The following is an 18,011-nucleotide window of genomic DNA, read 5'->3' as shown; positions in this document are numbered from 1 at the left end:
CCAGGGCCGCGAACGCCTCGGCCGGCTGAAGCAGACGAACATGTGACACCGACCGGCGCCCCGGCGCGGCACCGCACCGCCGCCGTTCGGCGCCCGTCCGCGCCCGTCCGCGCCCGTCCGCCGTCGCGCGCGCTACGCCCCTGCGGGGCTTCCGGCGCCCTGCCCGTCCCCGCGCTGCGGGGGGAGGGAGGGGCGGCCGGGCGGTGCGGCGTCGGCGAGGTGCCGGCGGGCGGCCTCCAGGTGCTCCGTGGCCTGGTGCAGGTGCCGGCAGGCCATGGCCGGGGAGGCGGCGCAGTACGGGCGCATCCATCGTTCGGCGGCGTGCACCGAGCCGAGGGCGGTGGTCAGCGCGTGGTGGGCGGACCGCATCGAGGGGATCTCGGCGGCCTCGCGCACGGTGCGGGCGAGCAGGACGGCCAGGTCCTCGGTGTCGGGCCAGGCCCCGTCGGTGAAGTCGTGGCCCCACCAGGACAACTGGGCCGCGCACACCCCGATTCGGGTTTCCAGCCGTTCGTCCCAGGACGAGGGGCCGGCGGGCGGGGGCGGGTTCGGGGTGATCGGCACCCGAACATGATCGACCCACGGGACGCTGTCGCGCGGGCATTCACCGAAATCCATGGACAACGCCCGTGGCACAACCCGCGCATTCCGGCGCCTCCACGCCCCCGCTGCACGCTCTGTCACCGCAGGGCCCACCCCGGGAAGCCACGGAGCCACGAAGCTGCGGAGCCACGAGGTGACCCCGAGCATCAGGGCGACTGCGGTCGGCCCAGGCCTCGGAGGAGCAGTTCGATCAGCCGGCGCGGGTCGTAGCGGGGATCGCCGTCGTGTCCGGCGCAGAGGTTGCCGATGCCGCGCATCAGTTCGTAGGCGTGCGTACCGGGCCTGATTTCCCCGGCGTCGGCGGCGGCGTCGAGGAGTTGCGTGCACACCGGCACCAGGCGGTCGAGGAAGTAGGCGTGGAGCGCGTCGAAGCCGCCGCTGTCGGATTGCAGTGCGTTGGCGAGTCCGTGCTTGGTGACCAGGAAGTCGACGAAGAGGTCGACCCACTGGCGGAGCGCCGCGAGCGGGGAGGCGGCGTCGGCCAACAGGCTCGGGCCGGCTTCGGCGCAGGCCTCGACCTGGTGGCGGTAGACGGCGACGACGAGGTCCGCGCGGGTGGGGAAGTGGCGGTAGATCGTCCCGAGCCCGACGCCCGCCCGGGCCGCGATCCGGCGGATCGGCGCGTCGACGCCGGCGGTCACGAACACTTCGGCGGCGGCGTCGAGCAGCGCCTGCCGGTTGCGGACCGCGTCGGCCCGCTGACTGCGGGCGGACGGCTCCCTGGACTGGCCTGCGGCGGGCACCGCGCTCCCCTTCCGCCGGACATCGACAAAACGGATCGGCGTTCCGCTTTCAAGCGGAACCTCGATCCGATTCTAGGGCGGCCGAAGCGCTCCCGGCCCCACCTCCCAGCCCCACCTCCCGCTGCGCACCCGCTGCCTGCTGTGCCCGGCGCGGGGCCGTCTCGACCCCACGGGGTGTCAGAGCCCCCTCCTAGTGTGGAAACAACGTCGGAGGGGGCGCCGAAAGGCGCCGCAAGAGCGTGCGAAAAGGGCGGAAGCATGTCTGTGGCCAGGATCAAGCACAAGGTCAACCACGTCTCGCTCGTGGTCGACAAGTCCGGCTCGATGCGCCAGCACGAGGCGCAGCTCGTCCGGGTGGTGGACGAGTTCGTGAAGGGCCTTCAGGAGGAGTCCGACCGGCTCGGCCACGAGACCCGCATCAGCCTCTACGCCTTCGACCACGAGGTGCAGAACCTGGTCTGGGACATGGACGTCAAGCACCTGCCGTCCCTGCGCGGCCTCTACAAGGTCGACAACGGCGCGACGGCGCTGATCGAGGCGGCCGTGAAGTCCGTCGACGACCTGAAGAACATCTGGGAGGGGTACGGGGAGCACTCCTTCCTGCAGGTCGTCGTCACCGACGGAGAGGAGAACGCCTCCGGCTACTGCGAGACCGGCCGGATGCACACCCGCATGAACGACCGGGGCACCGCCGTCCTGCGCACCTGGATGAACCGCATCCAGAGCGCCATGGACGACCTCCCCGACCACTGGACGTCGGCGATCCTGGTCCCCAACTCCCTGGCCAAGCGCACCGCTCAGGAGTACGGCTTCCCGGCGGGCAACATCGCGATCTGGGACGCGGACTCCAGCAAGGGCGTCGAGGAGGCCATCGGCACCGTCAAGGCGGCGGCCACCAGCTTCCTGCGCGGCCGCGAGCAGGGCGTGCGCGGCACCAGGAACCTGTTCGCCATGGGCCAGGACCTCAACACCGCCGAGGTGAAGGCCAACCTCGACGCCCTGGACGCCGGCAAGTACATCCTGATCCCGGTCGACGAGCAGACGCCGATCCGCGACTTCGTCACCAGCGCCGGGCACCCGTACAAGACCGGCTGCGCCTTCTACGAGCTGTCCAAGCGCGAGAAGGTCCAGGGCACCAAGCAGTTGGCGGTGGCGGAGAAGGACCCGGCCACCGGCCGGATGACGGGCCGGGTGTTCTCGGGCCCGGCGGCCCGCCAACTCCTCGGCCTGCCGGGGTCGGAGGTCGCGGTGAAGCCGGGTGACAACCCGTCGTACACCGTGTTCGTCCAGTCGACGTCCGTCAACCGGAAGTTGGTGCCGGGCACCAAGCTGCTGGTCATCCTGTAGCGGGCCCTGCGCTCATGGGCAGGCCCCGGGCGGCGAGGTCGACGCCGTCGACCTCGCCGCCCGGGGCAGTCCGGCCCGGGGCAGGCGGTGCTACGCGGCGACGGGGGCGCGCCTGGGCGCCCGGCGGCGGGCGGGGGAGCCCTGGCTGTCGCGGCTCGAGGCGGCCCGGGAGTCGCCGGCGGTGGCGGCGGGGCGGCCGCGGCGGCCGCGGTTCGCGGACGGGCTGCGGCGGGGGCGTTCGACGACGGGGTCGGCGATCACGGTGGGGATGCCGGTGGGCACCCGGGCGCCGGTGATGCGGGTCAGGTCCTCGTCGCCGGCGCTGACGCGGGTGGTGACGGGGGTGATGGCGGCGGTGGTCATCATGCGGGCCATCTCGCGGCGCTGGTTGGGCAGCACCAGGGTGACGACGGTGCCGGACTCGCCGGCCCGGGCGGTGCGCCCGCCGCGGTGGAGGTAGTCCTTGTGGTCGTTCGGCGGGTCCAGGTTGACGACCAGGTCGAGCCCGTCGACGTGGATGCCCCGGGCGGCGACGTTGGTCGCGATCAGGGCCGTGACCTGGCCGGTGCGGAACTGCTCCAGGGTGCGGGTGCGCTGGGGCTGGGACTTGCCGCCGTGCAGGGCCGCGGCCTTCACCCCGTTGGCGAGCAGGTCGTCCACGAGGCGGTCCGCGCCGTGCTTGGTGTCGATGAACATGATCACCCGGCCCTCGCGGGAGGCGATGTGGGCGATGGTGGCGTTCTTGTCGAAGTTCTGCACGTGGAGCACGTGGTGCTCCATGGTGCTGACGGCTCCCGCGGACGGGTCCACGGAGTGCGTGACCGGGTCCTTGAGGAAGGTCCGCACCAGGCGGTCGACGTTGCGGTCCAGGGTGGCGGAGAACAGCATCGTCTGGCCGCCTTCGGCGACCTGGCCCAGGAGCTCGGTGACCTGCGGCAGGAAGCCCATGTCGGCCATCTGGTCGGCCTCGTCGAGCACCGTGATGCCGACGCCGTCCAGCTGGCAGTCGCCGCGCTGGATCAGGTCCTTGAGCCGGCCGGGGGTGGCCACCACGACCTCCGCGCCGCGGTTCAGGGCCTGCGCCTGGCGTCCGATCGACATTCCGCCGACCACGGTCGCCATCCGCAGGCGCACCGCGTGGGCGTAGGGGGTGAGGGCCGTGGTGACCTGCTGCGCGAGCTCGCGGGTGGGGACCAGCACCAGGGCCAGCGGGCGGCGCGGCTCGGCCTTCTGCCCGGCGGTGCGGGCCAGCAGGGCGAGGCCGAACGCGATGGTCTTGCCGGAGCCGGTGCGGCCTCGTCCGAGGACGTCACGGCCGGCCAGCGAGTTCGGCAGCGTCGCGCCCTGGATGGGGAACGGCGTGGTGACGCCCTGGCGGGTCAGCACCGACAGCAGCGCCTTCGGCATGTCGAGTTCGTCGAAGGCCTCGACGGCCGGCAGCGCCGGGGTGGTGCTCACCGGCATCGCGAACTCGCCCTGCACGGACGAGCCCTGACGGGAGCTCCGGCCGGAGGAGCGCCGGCCGCCGGCGGGCCGGTCGCCGTAGAAGGAGCTGCCACCGGAGCGGGAGCCGTAGGAGCTGCCGGAGCGGGAGCCGGCGGCGGAGCGCGAGCCGGCGCTCTGGTACGAAGAACGACTGGAGCGGTTCATACGGGAAACCTTCCTCAGGGCGGCACGTCACGAGGAAGGCTCCGCGGCGCGGGGCGCCGGGGGAGACCGCAAGGGAACGGGCCGGAAATATGACGGTCGGAGCGTGGACGGTAGAACCGTGCGGCACGTCACCTACGGTCGGCGCTCACCGCGAAGGGGCGGGAGCGAAGAACCTCGAACCGTGCGATGTCACGGCAGGGCGCCGATCCGGACGCGACGCTGAGCGTCTCGCGTGGGGATGGCCGCCGGTGGCGGAGCCAGGAGGCCTGAGCGGCCTGGAATGCGCCGTGGCGCCATGCCGAAAGGCCCGCACCGGGCATGTGCGCGGTGCGGGCCCCTCGCTGCTAGGCGGGTGCCATGGCAGAAGAACTACAGCGGGCGAATGTTCTCGGCCTGCGGGCCCTTCTGGCCCTGCGTGACGTCGAACTCGACCTTCTGGCCCTCGAGCAGCTCACGGAAGCCATTGGCGTTGATGTTCGAGTAGTGGGCGAAGACGTCGGGGCCGCCACCCTCCTGCTCGATGAAGCCGAAGCCCTTTTCCGCGTTGAACCACTTCACGGTGCCATTAGCCATTAAGAAATCTCCTTCAAAGGGGCTGTCCGGAAAACGCACAGTGCGAAATCCGAGTCGCCGCGTTGAGCACCCACCCGGGGAAGAGCCGGGAAACAAAAATGCGCCTGCAATACATCAGCAGGCGCACACAAAGTTCATGGGAACCACTACTGCAACTAACGTCGACTCTAGCAGGCCTCGGCCGGTTGTGGCGGATTATTTCGCCGCGGGTTTCGCGGGGGCCCCTCCCGGGCGGCCGCGCCCGGACGGGCGGGGCCGCCAACCCGCTTGGAGCGCAAGCCGGTTGGGCATGCCGACACGCCCCGCCGGGGCCGGTGGATCGCCGGAAAAGTTTTTCCGCGGGGGCGGCGCGCCGGCGGCGTGGCGGCAGCCCCCGCGAGGACGGCGCACCGCCCCCGCCGGCGCCGTCGAGGGGGCGCGGGGGACGGCGCGCCCGGGCGTTTCCGGGCCGCCCCGAACTCGTATGCGCCGGAAAGACCCACGCTCCCGCCTTCCGGCGCATACTGGAGGGAATGACGAAATTTGCAGCAGTACGCCGCCCCCTGCCCACCAGCCCCTTCAAGGCCCGGGTGGAGGCGCCGCGCAAGCACTTCGCCGTCGGCGACCGGGTCACCCACGACAGGTTCGGCCTCGGCCGGGCCATCGCTGTCGAAGGCGACAGCGACATCGCGGTACTCGTCGACTTCGGCTCACGGCAGGAACGCATCACCCAGCCGTACACCGAAATGTTCAAACTCTGACCCCGGGCGCCCCCGGCCTCCTCGGCCCGGGGCGCCCCACAACTCGCGGCCGGACCGTCCAGATCACCGGATCGCCGGACTGTTCCGACCGCCGGACCGTCCCGACCGTCGGACTGCGAGGCCGCCGGCCACCACCGCGTCGGCCTCCTGCCGCCCGACCACGAGTCGGCCGATCGTCCTGCCACGGAGGCGCGGCGCCAGGCCCCGCGCCGCCCGCGTGCCCGGGACGACCGGGTCAGCGGTTGGCGTGTGGCGCCACCGCTGGCTCACGTCCGTGGCCACGTTGGTCATCTGCGCGCCGATCGACCCGGCCATGCTGTCCTGGCCGCCGAGGGCGAGCACCGGCATGGTGAGCGGATCGTGGTCGAGCAGTGCCTGTACGTCCTCGCCCTGGTCCTGCTGGCGGAAGAACTCGAAGCCCGCGTGCGTACTGCCGGGGCGGCTGCAGGCGGCGATGTAGCCCCTCTGCTTCGCGGCGCCGGGTGCCCCGCCCGGGCCGCCGTGGTCGTAGACCGAACCGTAGAAGACTTTCTCCCGGCCCTGCACCAGCTGTTCGGGCACCCCGTTCGGCTGGCCGTTGATGAACGGATCCCACCACAGGCAGGTGGGCTTGTCGGCGACCGGCTGCAGGTACCAGACGTCGATGGAGCCTCCAGGACGGCCAGGTGGCTCACCTGGCCACGGAGGCGGCGGGAGCGGCGACCGCCACCGGCCAGCGGTGCTGACATCTCGTCAATTCACTTGGGAACAGCATGACTTACCCCAGGTGATCCTTCTGATTTGCGGATCATCGTAGGGGAGCGGCCCGGCCTCCCGGCTGTCCCGAAATCGCTGTTCCCGTTGGCGCGATGCGCTCGCAGCGCCGTCCGCCGCGGTGCCGAGGTGCCAGGCCTTCCGCCGAGAGCCGGGGCGGGTCGTACGGGCAGTCAGCCGCTGTGCTGTACTACGGGCCTTCCGCTTACACCGTGCACCACCCTCGGAGTCACCCCTCGATGAGCGTCACCTGCCCGACGTGCGCCGCGGCGGACGAAACCGCCGCCGTGCGGAAAGCCCTGCTGGACAGCGACCGGCCCCTCGACCCGCCGACGCGGGAACTGCTGTCGATGCCCCCCGAGCCCGGGGGCACGAGCGCGGCCGCGATCACCCTCTTCGTCGTGGCCGGCCTCCTCGGCCTCCTCGGCCTGCGCACGCTGCTCTCCGGCGACGACGCCGGCAGCTCCGACGCCGCCTACCGGGTCGGTTACCACTACGGCGCGCTCCTTCTCGCCGCGATCCTCCTGGGCATCGGACTCGCCGTCCACTTCGAGCACCGAAGCCGCCGGAGCGACACGGCGGACCCGTGGCCGCAGACCCACGACCAGTGGCAGCACCTCCAAGAGGTGTGGCGGGCAACGTGGCTGTGCCGACGCTGCCAGGTCGCCTTCCTGCCCGCCGCTTCGCTCCGCCCCGACTTCGCTGCCGCGGCCGCGGTACCCGTGGCGCAGTTCCCCCAGTGGACGGCGACCGTCGCGCAACGGGTCGACCACCCCGGCGCCCCGACCACCTCCGACTGATCGCGACCCGACCACCGCCACCGGGGCCCGCCGCGAGACCTCAGACCCGGGCGATCAAGGCGTACCGCTCGTCGTTCACCGGCCCGCCCCACAGGTCCGCGTCCGCGCCGAGCGCCTCGATCCGCAGATCGGCCACGAGCGGCCGCACGACGGCCGCCAGGTCGTCCGCGGCGACGCCGCCGCTCCACGGAAGCAACTCCGCCCCGGCCACGTACGGCACACCGCTCCACCCGGACTCACGCCAGCGGCCCTCGACCAGCACCAGCCGGCCGCCCGGCCGAAGCCGGCCCACCCACTGCCGCAACGCGCGCTCAGGGTCGGGCAGCGTCCACACCAGGTGACGGGACAACACGACGTCGAACACCGCACCGCCGGTCGGCGGCTCGGCTGCGTCCCCCACCAGGAAACGGGCCGCCAACCCGGCCGCCGCCAGCTTCCCCCGAGCCCGCTCGACCATCTTCGGCGCCAGGTCCACCCCGGTGACACGATGTCCGGCCTGCGCGAGCAACCGGGACAGCGAGCCCGTCCCGCACCCGACGTCGAGCACGTCGACCGGGCCGCAGGGCACCCACGCCTCCAACAACCGGGCCCAGGCAGCCCGCGTGTGCTCGGCCCTCAGCCCGTGATCGGGCTCGTCGTCGAAGGACGAAGCGGCGGAGTCCCAGTAGTCGGCGATGGCGGCGGATCGATCACTCATGCCCGCCATCCTCCCGGTCACCCCCGACAACCCCGCCCCGCCCGGCGGAAGACCGCACTCGAACGGTTTCCGAAGGCGACCCTCGATGCCGGCCGAGCCCTCGACGGGATCGGGGCTCGCCCACGGGCCCCGCAGGCCTGGCCGGAGGCTGTCGCTGCCTGGGGCCTGTGCGGGGCTCAGCGGTGGAGGATGCGGCGTAGCCAGCGGGTGCGGGCGTCGTGGGCGTCGTGGGTGACGGCCGCGTGTGGGGCGAGGGTGTCGAAGCCGTGGCAGGCGCCGGGCCACACGTGCAGTTCGGCTTCGCCGCCTGCCTGCCAGATCGCGTCGGCGTAGGCGAGGGCTTCGTCCCGGAGCGTCTCGGCGGACCCCACGTCGACGTACGCCGCAGGCAGCCGGGACAGGTCGGTGGCGCGGGCCGGGGCGGCGTACGGCGAGAGGTCGGCGGCGCCGTACCGGCTGCCGAGCGCGGCCTGCCAGGCGGTGGCGTTGGAGGTGCGGTCCCAGGTGTCGTGGCCGGCCATCTGGTGGCTGGAGAAGGTGTCGCCGCGGTCGTCGAGCATCGGGCTCAGCAGCAGTTGGCCGACCGGGGCCGGGGCCGGGGCCGGGGCGCCGCGGTCGCGGGCCAGCAGGGCCAGGGCCGCGGCGAGGCCGCCACCGGCGCTCTTGCCACCGATGACCACGCGCCGCGCGTCCACGCCCAGCACGTCCGCGTGCTCGGCGGCCCAGACGAGTCCGGCGTAGCAGTCCTCGACGGCCCCGGGGAAGCGGGTGTGCGGCGCCAGCCGGTACTCGACGGACACGACCGCCAACCCCAGGGGCAGCGCCCACGTGCGCAGCAGCCGGGGCAGGACGGACCACGCGTTGCCCGTCACCAGCCCGCCGCCGTGCAGGTAGTACAGCAGCGGCAGCTCCTCGCGGACCCCGGCGGGCCGCGCGCTGACGAGTGTGACGTCGCTGTCGCCGTCGGCCCGCGGTACGCGCAGCTCCTCCACCTCGAACCGGCCGCCGTCGCGCAACCGGTCGAGCGTCGGACGGGGCCGGGCTGCGGCGTCCCGTTCCTGCCACGCCGTCAGGCCCTCCGGGGTGAGCACCTGTCGTGCCCGCTCACCGGCGGCCGCCACCGCGGCCCGTACCTGCGGATCCGGCGGGGGTACCCGCCGAGCCACCGATCCGTCCACCATCAGGCCCCCCTGAATCGCCCCGCCCCGCCCCGCCTCGCCCCGTCTGCGGCTGGGTCCTGGCGCCGCCGGCGCCAGGACGTCGCCCGTCACAGGGGGGTGAGGATGTCCTGGTGCGCCCCGTCGAGGACGAAGCCGTTGTCCAGCCGGACCCGGACCGTCACCCGGCTTCCCTGGGCCCGGTGCGCGGCCCACTGCGGTTCCAGCGCGGCGATCTCCGCCACCAGGCGCTCGCGGGTCGCCACCGGCATGGTGTGCCCGTAGTCCTCGAACAGCGCTGTGAGCCGCTGGTACTCGCGGACCTCGTGACTCTCCGGGAGTTCCCCGTCCACCCGCTCGACGGTGCCCTCCGTTCCGGCTCCCAGCGAGAGGAACCCGACGACGGCCCCGGGCTCCCCGGCGACGGCCTCACCGATCGCCAGGTCCTCGGCCAGCCGGACGCGCCGGCCTTCGTTCAGGGTCATCCGTCCTCTGCCTCTTCTCTCCGTCGATCGGCACCGTCGCCACGGCTGGCGCCACCGGCCCGCGGCCCGGCCATTATCCGCCGTGTGGCGGGGCAGCCGTGCGACCGGGGCCGCGGGCCGCGGTGGTCAGCTGAGGGTGCGGAGTGCGGCGGCGTCGTAGGGCTGCAGGTCGGCGAAGCGGCCGGAGAGGACCTTGGCGGCCCACTGCGGGTCCTGGAGGAGGGCACGGCCGACGGCGACCAGGTCGAACTCGTCGCGCTCCAGCCGGTCGAGCAGGTCGTCGATGCCCTGGACCGGGGCGCCCTCGCCCGCGAAGGCGCGGACGAAGTCGCCGTCGAGGCCGACGGAGCCGACGGTGATGGCGGGCCGGCCGGTGAGCTTCCTGGTCCAGCCGGCCAGGTTGAGGTCCGAGCCGTCGAACTCGGGGATCCAGTAGCGGCGGGTCGAGGCGTGGAAGGCGTCGACGCCGGCCTCGGCGAGCGGGGCGAGGATCGCCTCCAGCTCCTGCGGGGTCTCGGCGAGGCGGGCGTCGTAGTTCTCCGACTTCCACTGCGAGTAGCGGAAGATCACCGGGAACTCGGGGGAGACGCTCCCGCGCACCGCGGCGACGAGCTCGGCCGTGAACTTCGTCCGGGCGACCGGGTCGCCGCCGTAGGCGTCGGTGCGGCGGTTGGTGCCCGCCCACAGGAACTGGTCGAGCAGGTAGCCGTGGGCGCCGTGCAGCTCGACGCCGTCGAAGCCGATCCGCTCGGCGGCCGCGGCGGCCTCGGCGAACGCGCCGATGACGGCGTCCAGGTCGGTCCGGGTCATCGCCCGCCCCGTTCCCTCGGTGCCGTTCAGCCGGATGCCGGACGGGCCGACGGCGGGGGCGTCGGCGAACGGCGGGTCACCCTGCTTGCGCACCATGCCGATGTGCCAGAGCTGCGGCACGATGGCGCCGCCCGCCGCGTGGACGTCCTCGGCGACGCGGGCCCACCCGGCCAGCTGCTCCTCGCCGTGGAAGCGCGGGATGGTGTCGCTCTGGCCGGCGGACTCGTGGCCCACGTACGTGCCCTCGGTGACGATCAGGCCGACGCCCGCGGCGGCGCGGCGGGCGTAGTACGAGCGCACGTCCTCGCCGGGCACGCCGCCGGGGGAGAAGCTGCGGGTCATCGGCGCCATCACGATGCGGTTGGGCACGGTCAGCCCGTTGATCGTGACGGGCCGGGACAGGGTCTCGGCCGCGCGGGAGGCGGCGGGCTCGGCGGTGGCGGCGGGCTCGGTGACGGTCATGGGAATCCTCGCGGGTACCGGTGGTGTGCGCCGGGGCGGAAACGGTTGCCCGTGCCAACCACCCCGACCGCCTCCGCATTTCGCCGACCGCGCCACGCCCGCTGTGATCCGCGCCACTGCCGCGGCGGGCGCCCGGCGGCGCCCGGAAGCATCCGGAGGCGCCCGGCGGCACCCCCCGGCGGCCGGCCAGCCGGACCGGGGCGCCGTCACTCGAAGCGCGTGGGGTCGCCCGCACCGCGCCGGACGATCTCCGCCGCGCCGCCGGAGAAGTCGACGACCGTCGTCGGTTCCGTACCGCAGTCGCCGGAATCCACCACGGCGTCCAGCACGTGGTCGAGCCGTTCCTTGATCTCCCACCCCTGGGTCAGAGGCTCGTCCTCGCCGGGCAGCAGCAGGGTGCTGGAGAGGAGGGGCTCGCCGAGTTCGGCGAGCAGGGCCCGGGTGACGACGTGGTCGGGGATCCTGACGCCCACCGTCTTCTTCTTCGGGTGCATCAGACGGCGCGGGACCTCCTTGGTGGCGGGGAGGATGAAGGTGTAGCTGCCCGGCGTCGCCGCCTTGACGGCGCGGAAGACCGCGTTGTCGATGTGGACGAACTGCCCCAGCTGGGCGAAGTCCTCGCACATCAGGGTGAAGTGGTGGCGGTCGTCGAGACGCCGGATCGACCGGATCCGTTCCAGGCCCTCGTGGTTGCCCATGCGGCAGCCCAGGGCGAAACAGGAGTCGGTGGGGTATGCGATGAGGGCGCCGGAGCGGAGGCTGTCGGCCACGGTGCCGATGGTGCGGGCCTGGGGGGTCTGCGGGTGCACATCGAAGTACTTCGCCATTGGCCGACCCTACGGGATCCGTCCGGCCGCACGGGGCCAGGCCCGCGGCGCGACCGTCCCCCGGCCGTCCCTCGGTTGCCCTCCGACCGTCCCCCTGGCTGCTCCTTGGCCGCCCTCCGAACGTCCCCGGCTGCCCGCCGGCCGGCCGGGTGTCACGGCGCCCCGGGGTAGTCCGGCAGCAGCAGGTCCGAGTGCGCGGACCGGCCGGCCTGCGCGCCCGCCGTCGCCAGCTCCCGCGCGACGGACTCCGGATCGCGCAACAGGGCGTTGCGGGCTTCCAGTTGTTCCCGCGTCGTCGGTGTCACGACGGTGCCGCCGCCGGTGGCCAGCGCCTGGTTGCGTTCGGCGAAGGGCCGCATCCGGCACTCGTAGGCCGCGAAGGCGGCGGTGTGGCCCCCGTGCGCGGCCAGCTCGCCGGCCAGGACGTACGCGCCGACCAGGGCGACACTCGACCCCTGACCGGACAGGAACGAGGTGGCGTGCGCGGCGTCGCCCGCGAGGACCACCCGCCCGCGCGACCAGGTCGGCAGCCGGACCTGGCTGACGACATCGAAGAAGAGGTCGTCGGCGTCCCGCATCGCCTCCACCAGGCGCGGCACGTGCCAGACCCGCTCCGGGAAGCGGGCGGCGACCAACTCGCGCTGGGCCCGCGGATCGCGGAAGGCCTCGAAGGGCGGGACGTCGCGGGTGAAGGTGAGGAAGCCGTGGACGCGGTCGGCCGCTGCGTGCGCATAGAGGACCGCGCTGCGCCCGACGTCGTTCCAGATGACGCCCTCGTGGGCGAGGCCGAACTCGTTGGGGAGGGTGAAGCCGGCGAAGACGTGCCCGAGGTAGCGGTGGAAGGGCTCCTCGGGGCCGAGGACCAACCGGCGGGTGTTCGAATGCAGCCCGTCGGCGCCGACCACGAGGTCGAAGCTGCGGCGGACGCCGCTGTCGAACACCACGTGGACGGCGTCCCCGTCGTCGTCCAGCGCGGCGATCGAGTCCTCGAAGCGGAACTCCACCCGGTCGCACAGGGGCTCCTGGAGGGCGTCGGCCAGATCACCGCGCCGGACCTCCAGGTCGCGACCGGCCTCGCCGCCGGTCAGCTGCTCCGGGCGCAGCGAGCCGACAGTCCGCCCGTCGGGGCCGACGAAGGTGATGCGCCGGCTGTCGACGTGGGCGGCGCGAAGGCGCGGCAGCAGCCCCATGCGCTCCACGACGGCGCGGGCGGCGCCGCGGATGTCGACGGCGTAGCCGCCCCCGCGTACGGCGGCGGCCTTCTCCACGACGGTCACCTCGAAGCCGTACCGGTCGAGCCAGTAGGCGAGCGCGGGGCCGGCGATGCTCGCTCCGGAGACCAGTACGCGACGGACGGGTGCGCGGCGGGCCGGTGCGCGACGGGTGGGTGCATGACGGGCGGGGCGGGGCGCGGTGTTCATGGCCTCTCACTTCCCCCGGCGGGCATCCCCGCCGGCATGGGGGTGGTACGCACCGGACGACTAGGAAGATACGTACCTCAGGTATCTTTAGTGAGGTCGTACGTCGCCCTCGTGGGCGAGCGACCCAGGCCCCACAATACAGATACCTAACTTAGGTATGCAATGGAGATGTCATGTCCGCCGAGCCCGCCGAGCCCGCCGACGCCCCCGAGGCTCCCGAGGCTCCCGAGTCCCGCGACGCCCGTGAACCGGAGGACGCGCGCCCCGACTTCCTCGCCGCGCTGACCCGGATCACCCGGCTCAGCGCCGCCATCAGCCGGGGCCGCCTCGTCGAACGCGCCGCCGAGGAGGCGGGCCTGGGGCGCGACCGCCCCGCCGTCGGCGTGCTCGTCACCCTGCGCACGGCCGACAAGCCCCTGCGGATCGGCGAGATCGCCGAGCGCATGCAGGTCGTGGGCCCGCACATCACCCGCCAGGTCCAGATCCTGGAGAAGCGCGGCCTCGTCCGCCGCATCCCCGACCCGCACGACGCCCGGGCCCGCCTGATCGAACCCACCGGCGGCGGCACCGAGGCCGTCAACCGCTATCTCGCCTTCCTGCTCGGCTGGTTCGCCGACACCCTCGCCGACTGGCCCTCCCGGGACCGCGACGACCTCCTCCGCCTCCTCGCCCGCTTCAGCGACGACGTGACCGCCCGCCTCGCCGTGCTCGACGACGGGGAGGACTGAGCCCGGGGGCGCCGCTTGCCACGCAACGCCCTTCTGGAGCAAGGGAATCGGGTCGGGCGATAGGGGGTTCAGCGGGCGCTGCCGAGGTCTCGGTCGCCGTCGGCGCCCTCGAGCATGAGGGTGGTCTCCTCGATGCGGCGGAAGCGGCCGTCGGGGGCGTACTCGGCGAAGAGGTAGACCTCCATGCGGACGGTGGATCCGTCGGTCTTGACGACGGTCATGGTGTGGCGGTCGGCGTAGCGGTCGCCGGCCGTGAGTTCGTCGTGGACCTCGACGGAGCCGTCGGCGAGGACCGTGCGCAGGTGGGCGATGTGGGCGAGGAATTCGTTGCGGTCCGCCCAGCTTCCGTCGGTGCGCTGGCGGTAGTCGGGGGCGAAGTGCCGGTCGGCGGCCTCGTCCAGGTCGTGGCCGGGGGTGAGGAGCAGGTCGGTGAGGGCGGCGCGGATGTCGGTGCGGGTCATGGGATTTCCTCCGGGCGCGTACGGGAAGCCCCGCTGCGGATCGATCGATATACGTGCCTGAAGCACGCTTCTGACCGTACAGGAAAAGCGTGTTCCGCGCACGCTAATCTGGAGGGGTGAAGCACACGACAGGACACGACATCGCCGACACCCTCGGGCTGCTCCTGCGGCGCAGCACCCGCGCCCGCCTCTACACCCACCTGACCCAAGGACTGGGCGAGGCGGTCGACGACCTCACCTACCCGGTCATCAGCGGCCTCGCCCGCACCGGCCCGTGCAGCGCAGCCGACCTCGGACGCGACATCGGACTGGACCGCACCACCGTCACCCGCCGCGCCGACCGCCTCGAACAGGCCGGCCTGCTCCAACGCCGCCCCGACCCCGCCGACGGCCGCGCCACCCTGCTCACCCTCACCGACGACGGCCGCGCCGTCATCGCCGCCACCCGACAGCGGCTCGCCGCCGGCATCGAGGACTCACTCGCCACCTGGCCTCAGGGCGACGCCCAGGCCTTCGCCCGCCTCCTGCGCCGCTTCGTCGACGAGGGCCCCTTCGCCGCCGACCACGACTGACCGCCGGGCACGACGGGCCGCCGACCACGACTGACCGCCGACGGCTGAACCGTGCTGGAGGGAGCTACGGGGCGAGAGCCTTCTTCGCCTCCTGAGACCCAGTGAACCCGGTGTTCAACGCCCGGTCGCCGAGTACGCCCAACGTGTCCTGGCCGAGGTCCGCGTGGGAGGCCTCGGACCACCGGTTGAGCAGGCCGACGGTCTGGCTCTGGAGCTGGACGAAGCCGCTCGCGTCGCCCGGATCGACCCTGGCGAGGCAGGCGGCCGTCAGGTGGCCGACCGGATCGGTGGAGTAGTCCGGCACCGGGTCGGCCTTCGAGGCCCGGAAGCCGCTCAGCGCCTCGGTCTGCCACGCCTGGCGCGAGTCGGCGCCCCGCTTGCGGACCACGTCGTCGGCGATCGCGTCGTAGGCCCCGGCGGGCATGGCGGCGAGACCCACCACGTCCTTGAGCTCGTCGTCGGACGGAGCCGGCTTGACCGCCGCAAAGCCGGCGGCGGCCTGCCGCAGGTCGGCGGCGCGCAGCAGGGCGTAGGCGCTCGGGTCCTCCGAGAGGCCGCGCAACGCCAGGGCCAACTCCCGCTGCCCGACGGAGAAGTGGACACCCTGCTCGTCCTGCCAGGCGTCGCTTCGCCACCCGGCATGTGCGTTGTAGGTGTCGTTGACCAGGGCCAGTACGGCGTGGGTGTCGGTGGCGTAGTCGGCGAGGGCTTCGGCGAGGGGTCGGCGGACGTCCGGGTGGACGTGGTGGTCCTTGCTGTCGGCGAGCGCGAGGACGACGGCGCGCATGGCGCGGGCCTGGTCCACGGTGTGGACGCCGGGCCGGCCGCCCGTGGTGGCCCGGCGCAGGCCGTCGGAGAGGTCGGTGCACGCCAGGTCGGACCGCCAGGCGGCGCCGAGCACCGTGCGGACGCGGTCGTCGCCGCGCAGGCCGGCGCAGTCGCGGTCGGGGTCGTCGCGGCCGAGTGCCCACCAGAGACCAAGGCCGGCCGCCGCCGCCACCGCCAGGGCGATGACGGCGGCGGCGGTGCGGCGGGAGGTACGGGCGGCCGCCATCAGGCGTTGCCCCGGCCGAGGTATCGGCCGGCGACGTCGCTGCTGCGGTTGCGGGTGTTCAGGACGTCGTCCTGGAGCCCGTTGATCATGTGGTCCTCCGGGCTCATGCCACGGTCGCGGGCCCAGATGCCGACCAGGTCGGACATCTCCTTGGTGCCGTCCAGGTAGGTGTCCGAGATCTTGGCATTGGCCTCGGCGTTGTTCTGGTCCTTCTCGTTCAGGCTGACCTCGTAGGTCCAGGTGTCCACGAGCCGCTGGGCGGCGTCGCCGACTCCGGGGATCGGGGTGATGGGGGCGCCGACGGCGTGGTAGAGAATCTTGGCCTTCCAGTCGGCCTGGGCGTTCTTGTCGTCGCGCATGTCCATCGCCGCGTCGGCGCGGATGGCGTCGTAGGCGCCGAGCGCGGCGGCGCCCTTGCCCATCACATCCTTCACCGCATCACGGTCGGGATGGGGCCCTAGGGCCGCGAGGTCCTGGGCGATCTGGCCAGTCTCCGCCTGGTGCAGCGTGCCGTAGGCGGCCGGGTCGTCCGAGAGCCCGCGCATGACCCGGACCAGACTGTCCTGGCCGACGGCCATCCGTGCGGTGTCACCGTCCTTCCAGACCGAGTCGTGCCCGGTGTGGGCGCCGTAGACGTCGTTGCGCCCGTTGAGTAGCTCGTGGGTGTCCCCGACGTAGTCAGCGAGGGCGTTGGCGAGCGGCCGGCGCAGCGTGTCCTTGATCTTGTCGCCGCCTTGGCCCTCGTCCAGGGTGACGACGGTGTCGTGCATGACCCGGGCCTGCGCCTCGGTGTGCTTGCCGTCGTGGGGGCTGCCGGCCGGCTCGCCGGTGGAAGCGGCCTCGATCGCGGAGGCCAGGCCGCTCTGCGCGAGCGGGTCCGGCATCTTGACCGTCGTGTAGCCCGTGAGGTAACCCTCCGGCCAGTGCCGTTCCTTCAGCAGGTACTGCAGGCGCTTGTTGGAGCCGTCCGCGCCCGGGTCCAGATACGCCGTCGCGGCCTCCGGCTGGCGGCCCATCACGGCCAGGACGTTGTCCAGCGGGTCGGCGCCGAGAGCTGTGCCGGTGTGGTTGGCCTTGTAGCTCCACCGGCCCGGGTGCTCCTTCTCGCTGGCGGTGATGTCGTCGGCGAGGTCGGTGAGGAACGGCGTGGAGTACTTCCCGCTCCCCTTGGTCATCAGCGTGGTGAGGACCTGGTAGCCGTACACCGGTTCGGTGTTGGAGCCGAAGTTCTTCTCTCCGGCGCCCTTCATGTCCGCGCGCCACTTCTTGTAGAAGTCGCTGGTCGGGTCCTGCGTGGCGGAGGCGAGCGCCCGGGTCAGATCCGTCCGCAACCCCGGGTAGGAGGACTTCTTCCCCCCGTCGTCGCCGGGATCGTCGAGCTTCTGCGCAAGCTTCAGCATGCCGTCGGGGCCGAGCTTGTCCAGCAGCGTCTGCGAGAACTGCGGGCTGTCGGCGTTCGCCTTCATGAGGTTCGCCAACTGGTCCCGCTCCTCCGGGCTGAGGCTGTCGATCCGGGTGGCGAGCGCGGCCGCGCGCTGCGCGTCGGCGGCGTCCCCACCGCCGACCGCCTGCCCGTTGAAGGTGTTGTCCGCGCTGCCCGCTTTCGACGCGCTGCGCAACGCCGTCGAGGCCCTCTTGTCCGCGTCCGAGGCCGCCTGCAGTCCGGCCTCGATGGCCTTGGTCCACTTGGCTGCGGCCTCGTTGTAGGCGTCCTGGGTTTCGCGGTCGTGGTGCAGCGCGTCCAGGGTGGCCTTGTCCATCGTGCTGGTGTCAAGGACCGCGACGCCGGCGCCGGTGACCTTGAAACCGGCCTTGACGGCGCCGTCCGCGGCGTCGCGGACCTGCTTCTGGGCGGCCTCGAAGTCCGACTTCGCGTCGTCGAGCAGCGATGCCACGGCGTTCGCCTCGACCTGGGCAGCGGTGATCTGCCCCTTGGTGAGGACCAGCTGGAAGTTCGCCATGCTGGCGGTGCCGCCCGTCCACAGCCCGTTACGGGTCACCGAGAGCACCTTCTGATCGAAGTCGGTCTCCATGGTGTGGAACCTCTGCGCCATCTCACGCCACTTGGCCGCCGCCGTACCGAGCGTGCCGGGGTTCGCCTTGAGAACGTCCTCGTATCCCAGCATCG

19 protein-coding genes are annotated in these 18,011 nt (G+C 72.8%); 5 read left to right on the top strand and 14 right to left on the bottom strand.

Annotation, left to right across the window (positions count from 1 at the left end):
* Positions 1 to 132: 132 nt before the first annotated feature.
* Both AC0B61_RS12185 and AC0B61_RS12180 read right to left on the bottom strand, forming a co-directional pair.
* Positions 133 to 564, bottom strand: coding sequence for a hypothetical protein (locus tag AC0B61_RS12185; protein WP_471740557.1), 432 nt, complete (start codon positions 562 to 564; stop codon positions 133 to 135).
* A 185-nt stretch (positions 565 to 749) separates the two neighbouring features.
* Complete coding sequence (locus AC0B61_RS12180; protein WP_471740556.1) at positions 750 to 1,346, bottom strand: TetR/AcrR family transcriptional regulator; 597 nt, start codon at positions 1,344 to 1,346, stop codon at positions 750 to 752.
* Positions 1,347 to 1,604: 258 nt separating this feature from the next.
* On the opposite strand from AC0B61_RS12180, the gene AC0B61_RS12175 reads away from it, so the two are divergent.
* Positions 1,605 to 2,693: a vWA domain-containing protein gene (locus tag AC0B61_RS12175; RefSeq protein ID WP_471740555.1), complete on the top strand. Its 1,089-nt coding sequence runs from the start codon at positions 1,605 to 1,607 to the stop codon at positions 2,691 to 2,693.
* A 90-nt stretch (positions 2,694 to 2,783) separates the two neighbouring features.
* Here AC0B61_RS12175 and AC0B61_RS12170 read toward each other — a convergent pair whose 3' ends face one another.
* Positions 2,784 to 4,343 carry a DEAD/DEAH box helicase gene (locus AC0B61_RS12170; protein WP_471740554.1) on the bottom strand — a complete coding sequence of 520 codons (1,560 nt, stop codon included), beginning with the start codon at positions 4,341 to 4,343 and terminating at the stop codon, positions 2,784 to 2,786.
* Positions 4,344 to 4,712: 369 nt separating this feature from the next.
* On the bottom strand, positions 4,713 to 4,916 hold the full coding sequence (locus AC0B61_RS12165; protein ID WP_030918248.1) for a cold-shock protein: 204 nt from the start codon (positions 4,914 to 4,916) through the stop codon (positions 4,713 to 4,715).
* Positions 4,917 to 5,428: 512 nt separating this feature from the next.
* Here AC0B61_RS12165 and AC0B61_RS12160 point away from each other — a divergent pair.
* A complete protein-coding gene (locus AC0B61_RS12160; protein WP_471740553.1) occupies positions 5,429 to 5,656 on the top strand; it encodes a hypothetical protein in 228 nt (75 codons plus the stop codon).
* A 63-nt stretch (positions 5,657 to 5,719) separates the two neighbouring features.
* Here AC0B61_RS12160 and AC0B61_RS12155 read toward each other — a convergent pair whose 3' ends face one another.
* Positions 5,720 to 6,217, bottom strand: coding sequence for a hypothetical protein (locus tag AC0B61_RS12155; protein WP_471740552.1), 498 nt, complete (start codon positions 6,215 to 6,217; stop codon positions 5,720 to 5,722).
* 431 nt (positions 6,218 to 6,648) lie between these two features.
* Between AC0B61_RS12155 and AC0B61_RS12150 the strand changes: the two genes are divergently transcribed.
* The gene (locus AC0B61_RS12150; protein ID WP_471740551.1) at positions 6,649 to 7,209 is read left to right on the top strand and encodes a hypothetical protein; all 561 of its coding nucleotides are present in this window, start codon (positions 6,649 to 6,651) and stop codon (positions 7,207 to 7,209) included.
* A gap of 40 nt (positions 7,210 to 7,249) precedes the next feature.
* Here the strand turns inward: AC0B61_RS12150 and AC0B61_RS12145 are convergent, their stop codons facing one another.
* The 6 genes from AC0B61_RS12145 to AC0B61_RS12120 form a co-directional block, all read right to left on the bottom strand.
* Positions 7,250 to 7,906, bottom strand: coding sequence for a class I SAM-dependent methyltransferase (locus AC0B61_RS12145; RefSeq protein ID WP_471740550.1), 657 nt, complete (start codon positions 7,904 to 7,906; stop codon positions 7,250 to 7,252).
* A 176-nt stretch (positions 7,907 to 8,082) separates the two neighbouring features.
* On the bottom strand, positions 8,083 to 9,087 hold the full coding sequence (locus AC0B61_RS12140; RefSeq protein ID WP_471740549.1) for an alpha/beta hydrolase: 1,005 nt from the start codon (positions 9,085 to 9,087) through the stop codon (positions 8,083 to 8,085).
* Between the two features lie 86 nt (positions 9,088 to 9,173).
* Positions 9,174 to 9,548, bottom strand: coding sequence for a hypothetical protein (locus AC0B61_RS12135; protein ID WP_471740548.1), 375 nt, complete (start codon positions 9,546 to 9,548; stop codon positions 9,174 to 9,176).
* 126 nt (positions 9,549 to 9,674) lie between these two features.
* Complete coding sequence (locus AC0B61_RS12130; protein WP_471740547.1) at positions 9,675 to 10,820, bottom strand: NADH:flavin oxidoreductase; 1,146 nt, start codon at positions 10,818 to 10,820, stop codon at positions 9,675 to 9,677.
* Between the two features lie 206 nt (positions 10,821 to 11,026).
* Positions 11,027 to 11,647: an L-threonylcarbamoyladenylate synthase gene (locus tag AC0B61_RS12125; RefSeq protein WP_471740546.1), complete on the bottom strand. Its 621-nt coding sequence runs from the start codon at positions 11,645 to 11,647 to the stop codon at positions 11,027 to 11,029.
* Positions 11,648 to 11,799: 152 nt separating this feature from the next.
* Complete coding sequence (locus AC0B61_RS12120) at positions 11,800 to 13,068, bottom strand: FAD-dependent monooxygenase (protein WP_471740545.1); 1,269 nt, start codon at positions 13,066 to 13,068, stop codon at positions 11,800 to 11,802.
* Between the two features lie 173 nt (positions 13,069 to 13,241).
* Between AC0B61_RS12120 and AC0B61_RS12115 the strand changes: the two genes are divergently transcribed.
* On the top strand, positions 13,242 to 13,796 hold the full coding sequence (locus AC0B61_RS12115) for a MarR family winged helix-turn-helix transcriptional regulator (protein WP_471740544.1): 555 nt from the start codon (positions 13,242 to 13,244) through the stop codon (positions 13,794 to 13,796).
* Positions 13,797 to 13,864: 68 nt separating this feature from the next.
* Here AC0B61_RS12115 and AC0B61_RS12110 read toward each other — a convergent pair whose 3' ends face one another.
* Positions 13,865 to 14,257, bottom strand: a complete 393-nt coding sequence (locus tag AC0B61_RS12110) for a nuclear transport factor 2 family protein (RefSeq protein WP_471740543.1) — start codon at positions 14,255 to 14,257, stop codon at positions 13,865 to 13,867.
* 116 nt (positions 14,258 to 14,373) lie between these two features.
* Between AC0B61_RS12110 and AC0B61_RS12105 the strand changes: the two genes are divergently transcribed.
* Entirely contained in the window at positions 14,374 to 14,829 is a 456-nt protein-coding gene (locus AC0B61_RS12105; protein WP_471740542.1) for a MarR family winged helix-turn-helix transcriptional regulator, read from the top strand.
* Between the two features lie 64 nt (positions 14,830 to 14,893).
* Here the strand turns inward: AC0B61_RS12105 and AC0B61_RS12100 are convergent, their stop codons facing one another.
* A complete protein-coding gene (locus AC0B61_RS12100) occupies positions 14,894 to 15,883 on the bottom strand; it encodes a hypothetical protein (RefSeq protein ID WP_471740541.1) in 990 nt (329 codons plus the stop codon).
* On the bottom strand, positions 15,883 to 18,009 hold the full coding sequence (locus AC0B61_RS12095; protein WP_471740540.1) for a DUF6571 family protein: 2,127 nt from the start codon (positions 18,007 to 18,009) through the stop codon (positions 15,883 to 15,885). The genes AC0B61_RS12100 and AC0B61_RS12095 overlap by 1 nt, the downstream gene beginning before the upstream one ends.
* Positions 18,010 to 18,011 lie beyond the last annotated feature (2 nt).

It is taken from the genome of Kitasatospora sp. NPDC023385 (genome assembly GCF_055664045.1).
The sequence above is the reverse complement of the archived record's forward strand: the minus strand, read 5'-3'. Positions and strand labels throughout refer to the sequence as shown.

What these genes read in the sequence shown, in the direction of transcription:
- AC0B61_RS12175 (WP_471740555.1), top strand. Translation starts at nt 1,605, where the DNA reads ATGTCTGTGGCCAGGATCAAGCACAAGGTCAACCACGTCTCGCTCGTG.
- AC0B61_RS12170 (WP_471740554.1), bottom strand. Translation starts at nt 4,343, where the DNA reads ATGAACCGCTCCAGTCGTTCTTCGTACCAGAGCGCCGGCTCGCGCTCC.
- AC0B61_RS12165 (WP_030918248.1), bottom strand. Translation starts at nt 4,916, where the DNA reads ATGGCTAATGGCACCGTGAAGTGGTTCAACGCGGAAAAGGGCTTCGGC.
- AC0B61_RS12160 (WP_471740553.1), top strand. Translation starts at nt 5,429, where the DNA reads ATGACGAAATTTGCAGCAGTACGCCGCCCCCTGCCCACCAGCCCCTTC.
- AC0B61_RS12150 (WP_471740551.1), top strand. Translation starts at nt 6,649, where the DNA reads ATGAGCGTCACCTGCCCGACGTGCGCCGCGGCGGACGAAACCGCCGCC.
- AC0B61_RS12145 (WP_471740550.1), bottom strand. Translation starts at nt 7,906, where the DNA reads ATGAGTGATCGATCCGCCGCCATCGCCGACTACTGGGACTCCGCCGCT.
- AC0B61_RS12140 (WP_471740549.1), bottom strand. Translation starts at nt 9,087, where the DNA reads ATGGTGGACGGATCGGTGGCTCGGCGGGTACCCCCGCCGGATCCGCAG.
- AC0B61_RS12135 (WP_471740548.1), bottom strand. Translation starts at nt 9,548, where the DNA reads ATGACCCTGAACGAAGGCCGGCGCGTCCGGCTGGCCGAGGACCTGGCG.
- AC0B61_RS12130 (WP_471740547.1), bottom strand. Translation starts at nt 10,820, where the DNA reads ATGACCGTCACCGAGCCCGCCGCCACCGCCGAGCCCGCCGCCTCCCGC.
- AC0B61_RS12125 (WP_471740546.1), bottom strand. Translation starts at nt 11,647, where the DNA reads ATGGCGAAGTACTTCGATGTGCACCCGCAGACCCCCCAGGCCCGCACC.
- AC0B61_RS12120 (WP_471740545.1), bottom strand. Translation starts at nt 13,068, where the DNA reads ATGAACACCGCGCCCCGCCCCGCCCGTCATGCACCCACCCGTCGCGCA.
- AC0B61_RS12115 (WP_471740544.1), top strand. Translation starts at nt 13,242, where the DNA reads ATGTCCGCCGAGCCCGCCGAGCCCGCCGACGCCCCCGAGGCTCCCGAG.
- AC0B61_RS12110 (WP_471740543.1), bottom strand. Translation starts at nt 14,257, where the DNA reads ATGACCCGCACCGACATCCGCGCCGCCCTCACCGACCTGCTCCTCACC.
- AC0B61_RS12100 (WP_471740541.1), bottom strand. Translation starts at nt 15,883, where the DNA reads ATGGCGGCCGCCCGTACCTCCCGCCGCACCGCCGCCGCCGTCATCGCC.
- AC0B61_RS12095 (WP_471740540.1), bottom strand. Translation starts at nt 18,009, where the DNA reads ATGCTGGGATACGAGGACGTTCTCAAGGCGAACCCCGGCACGCTCGGT.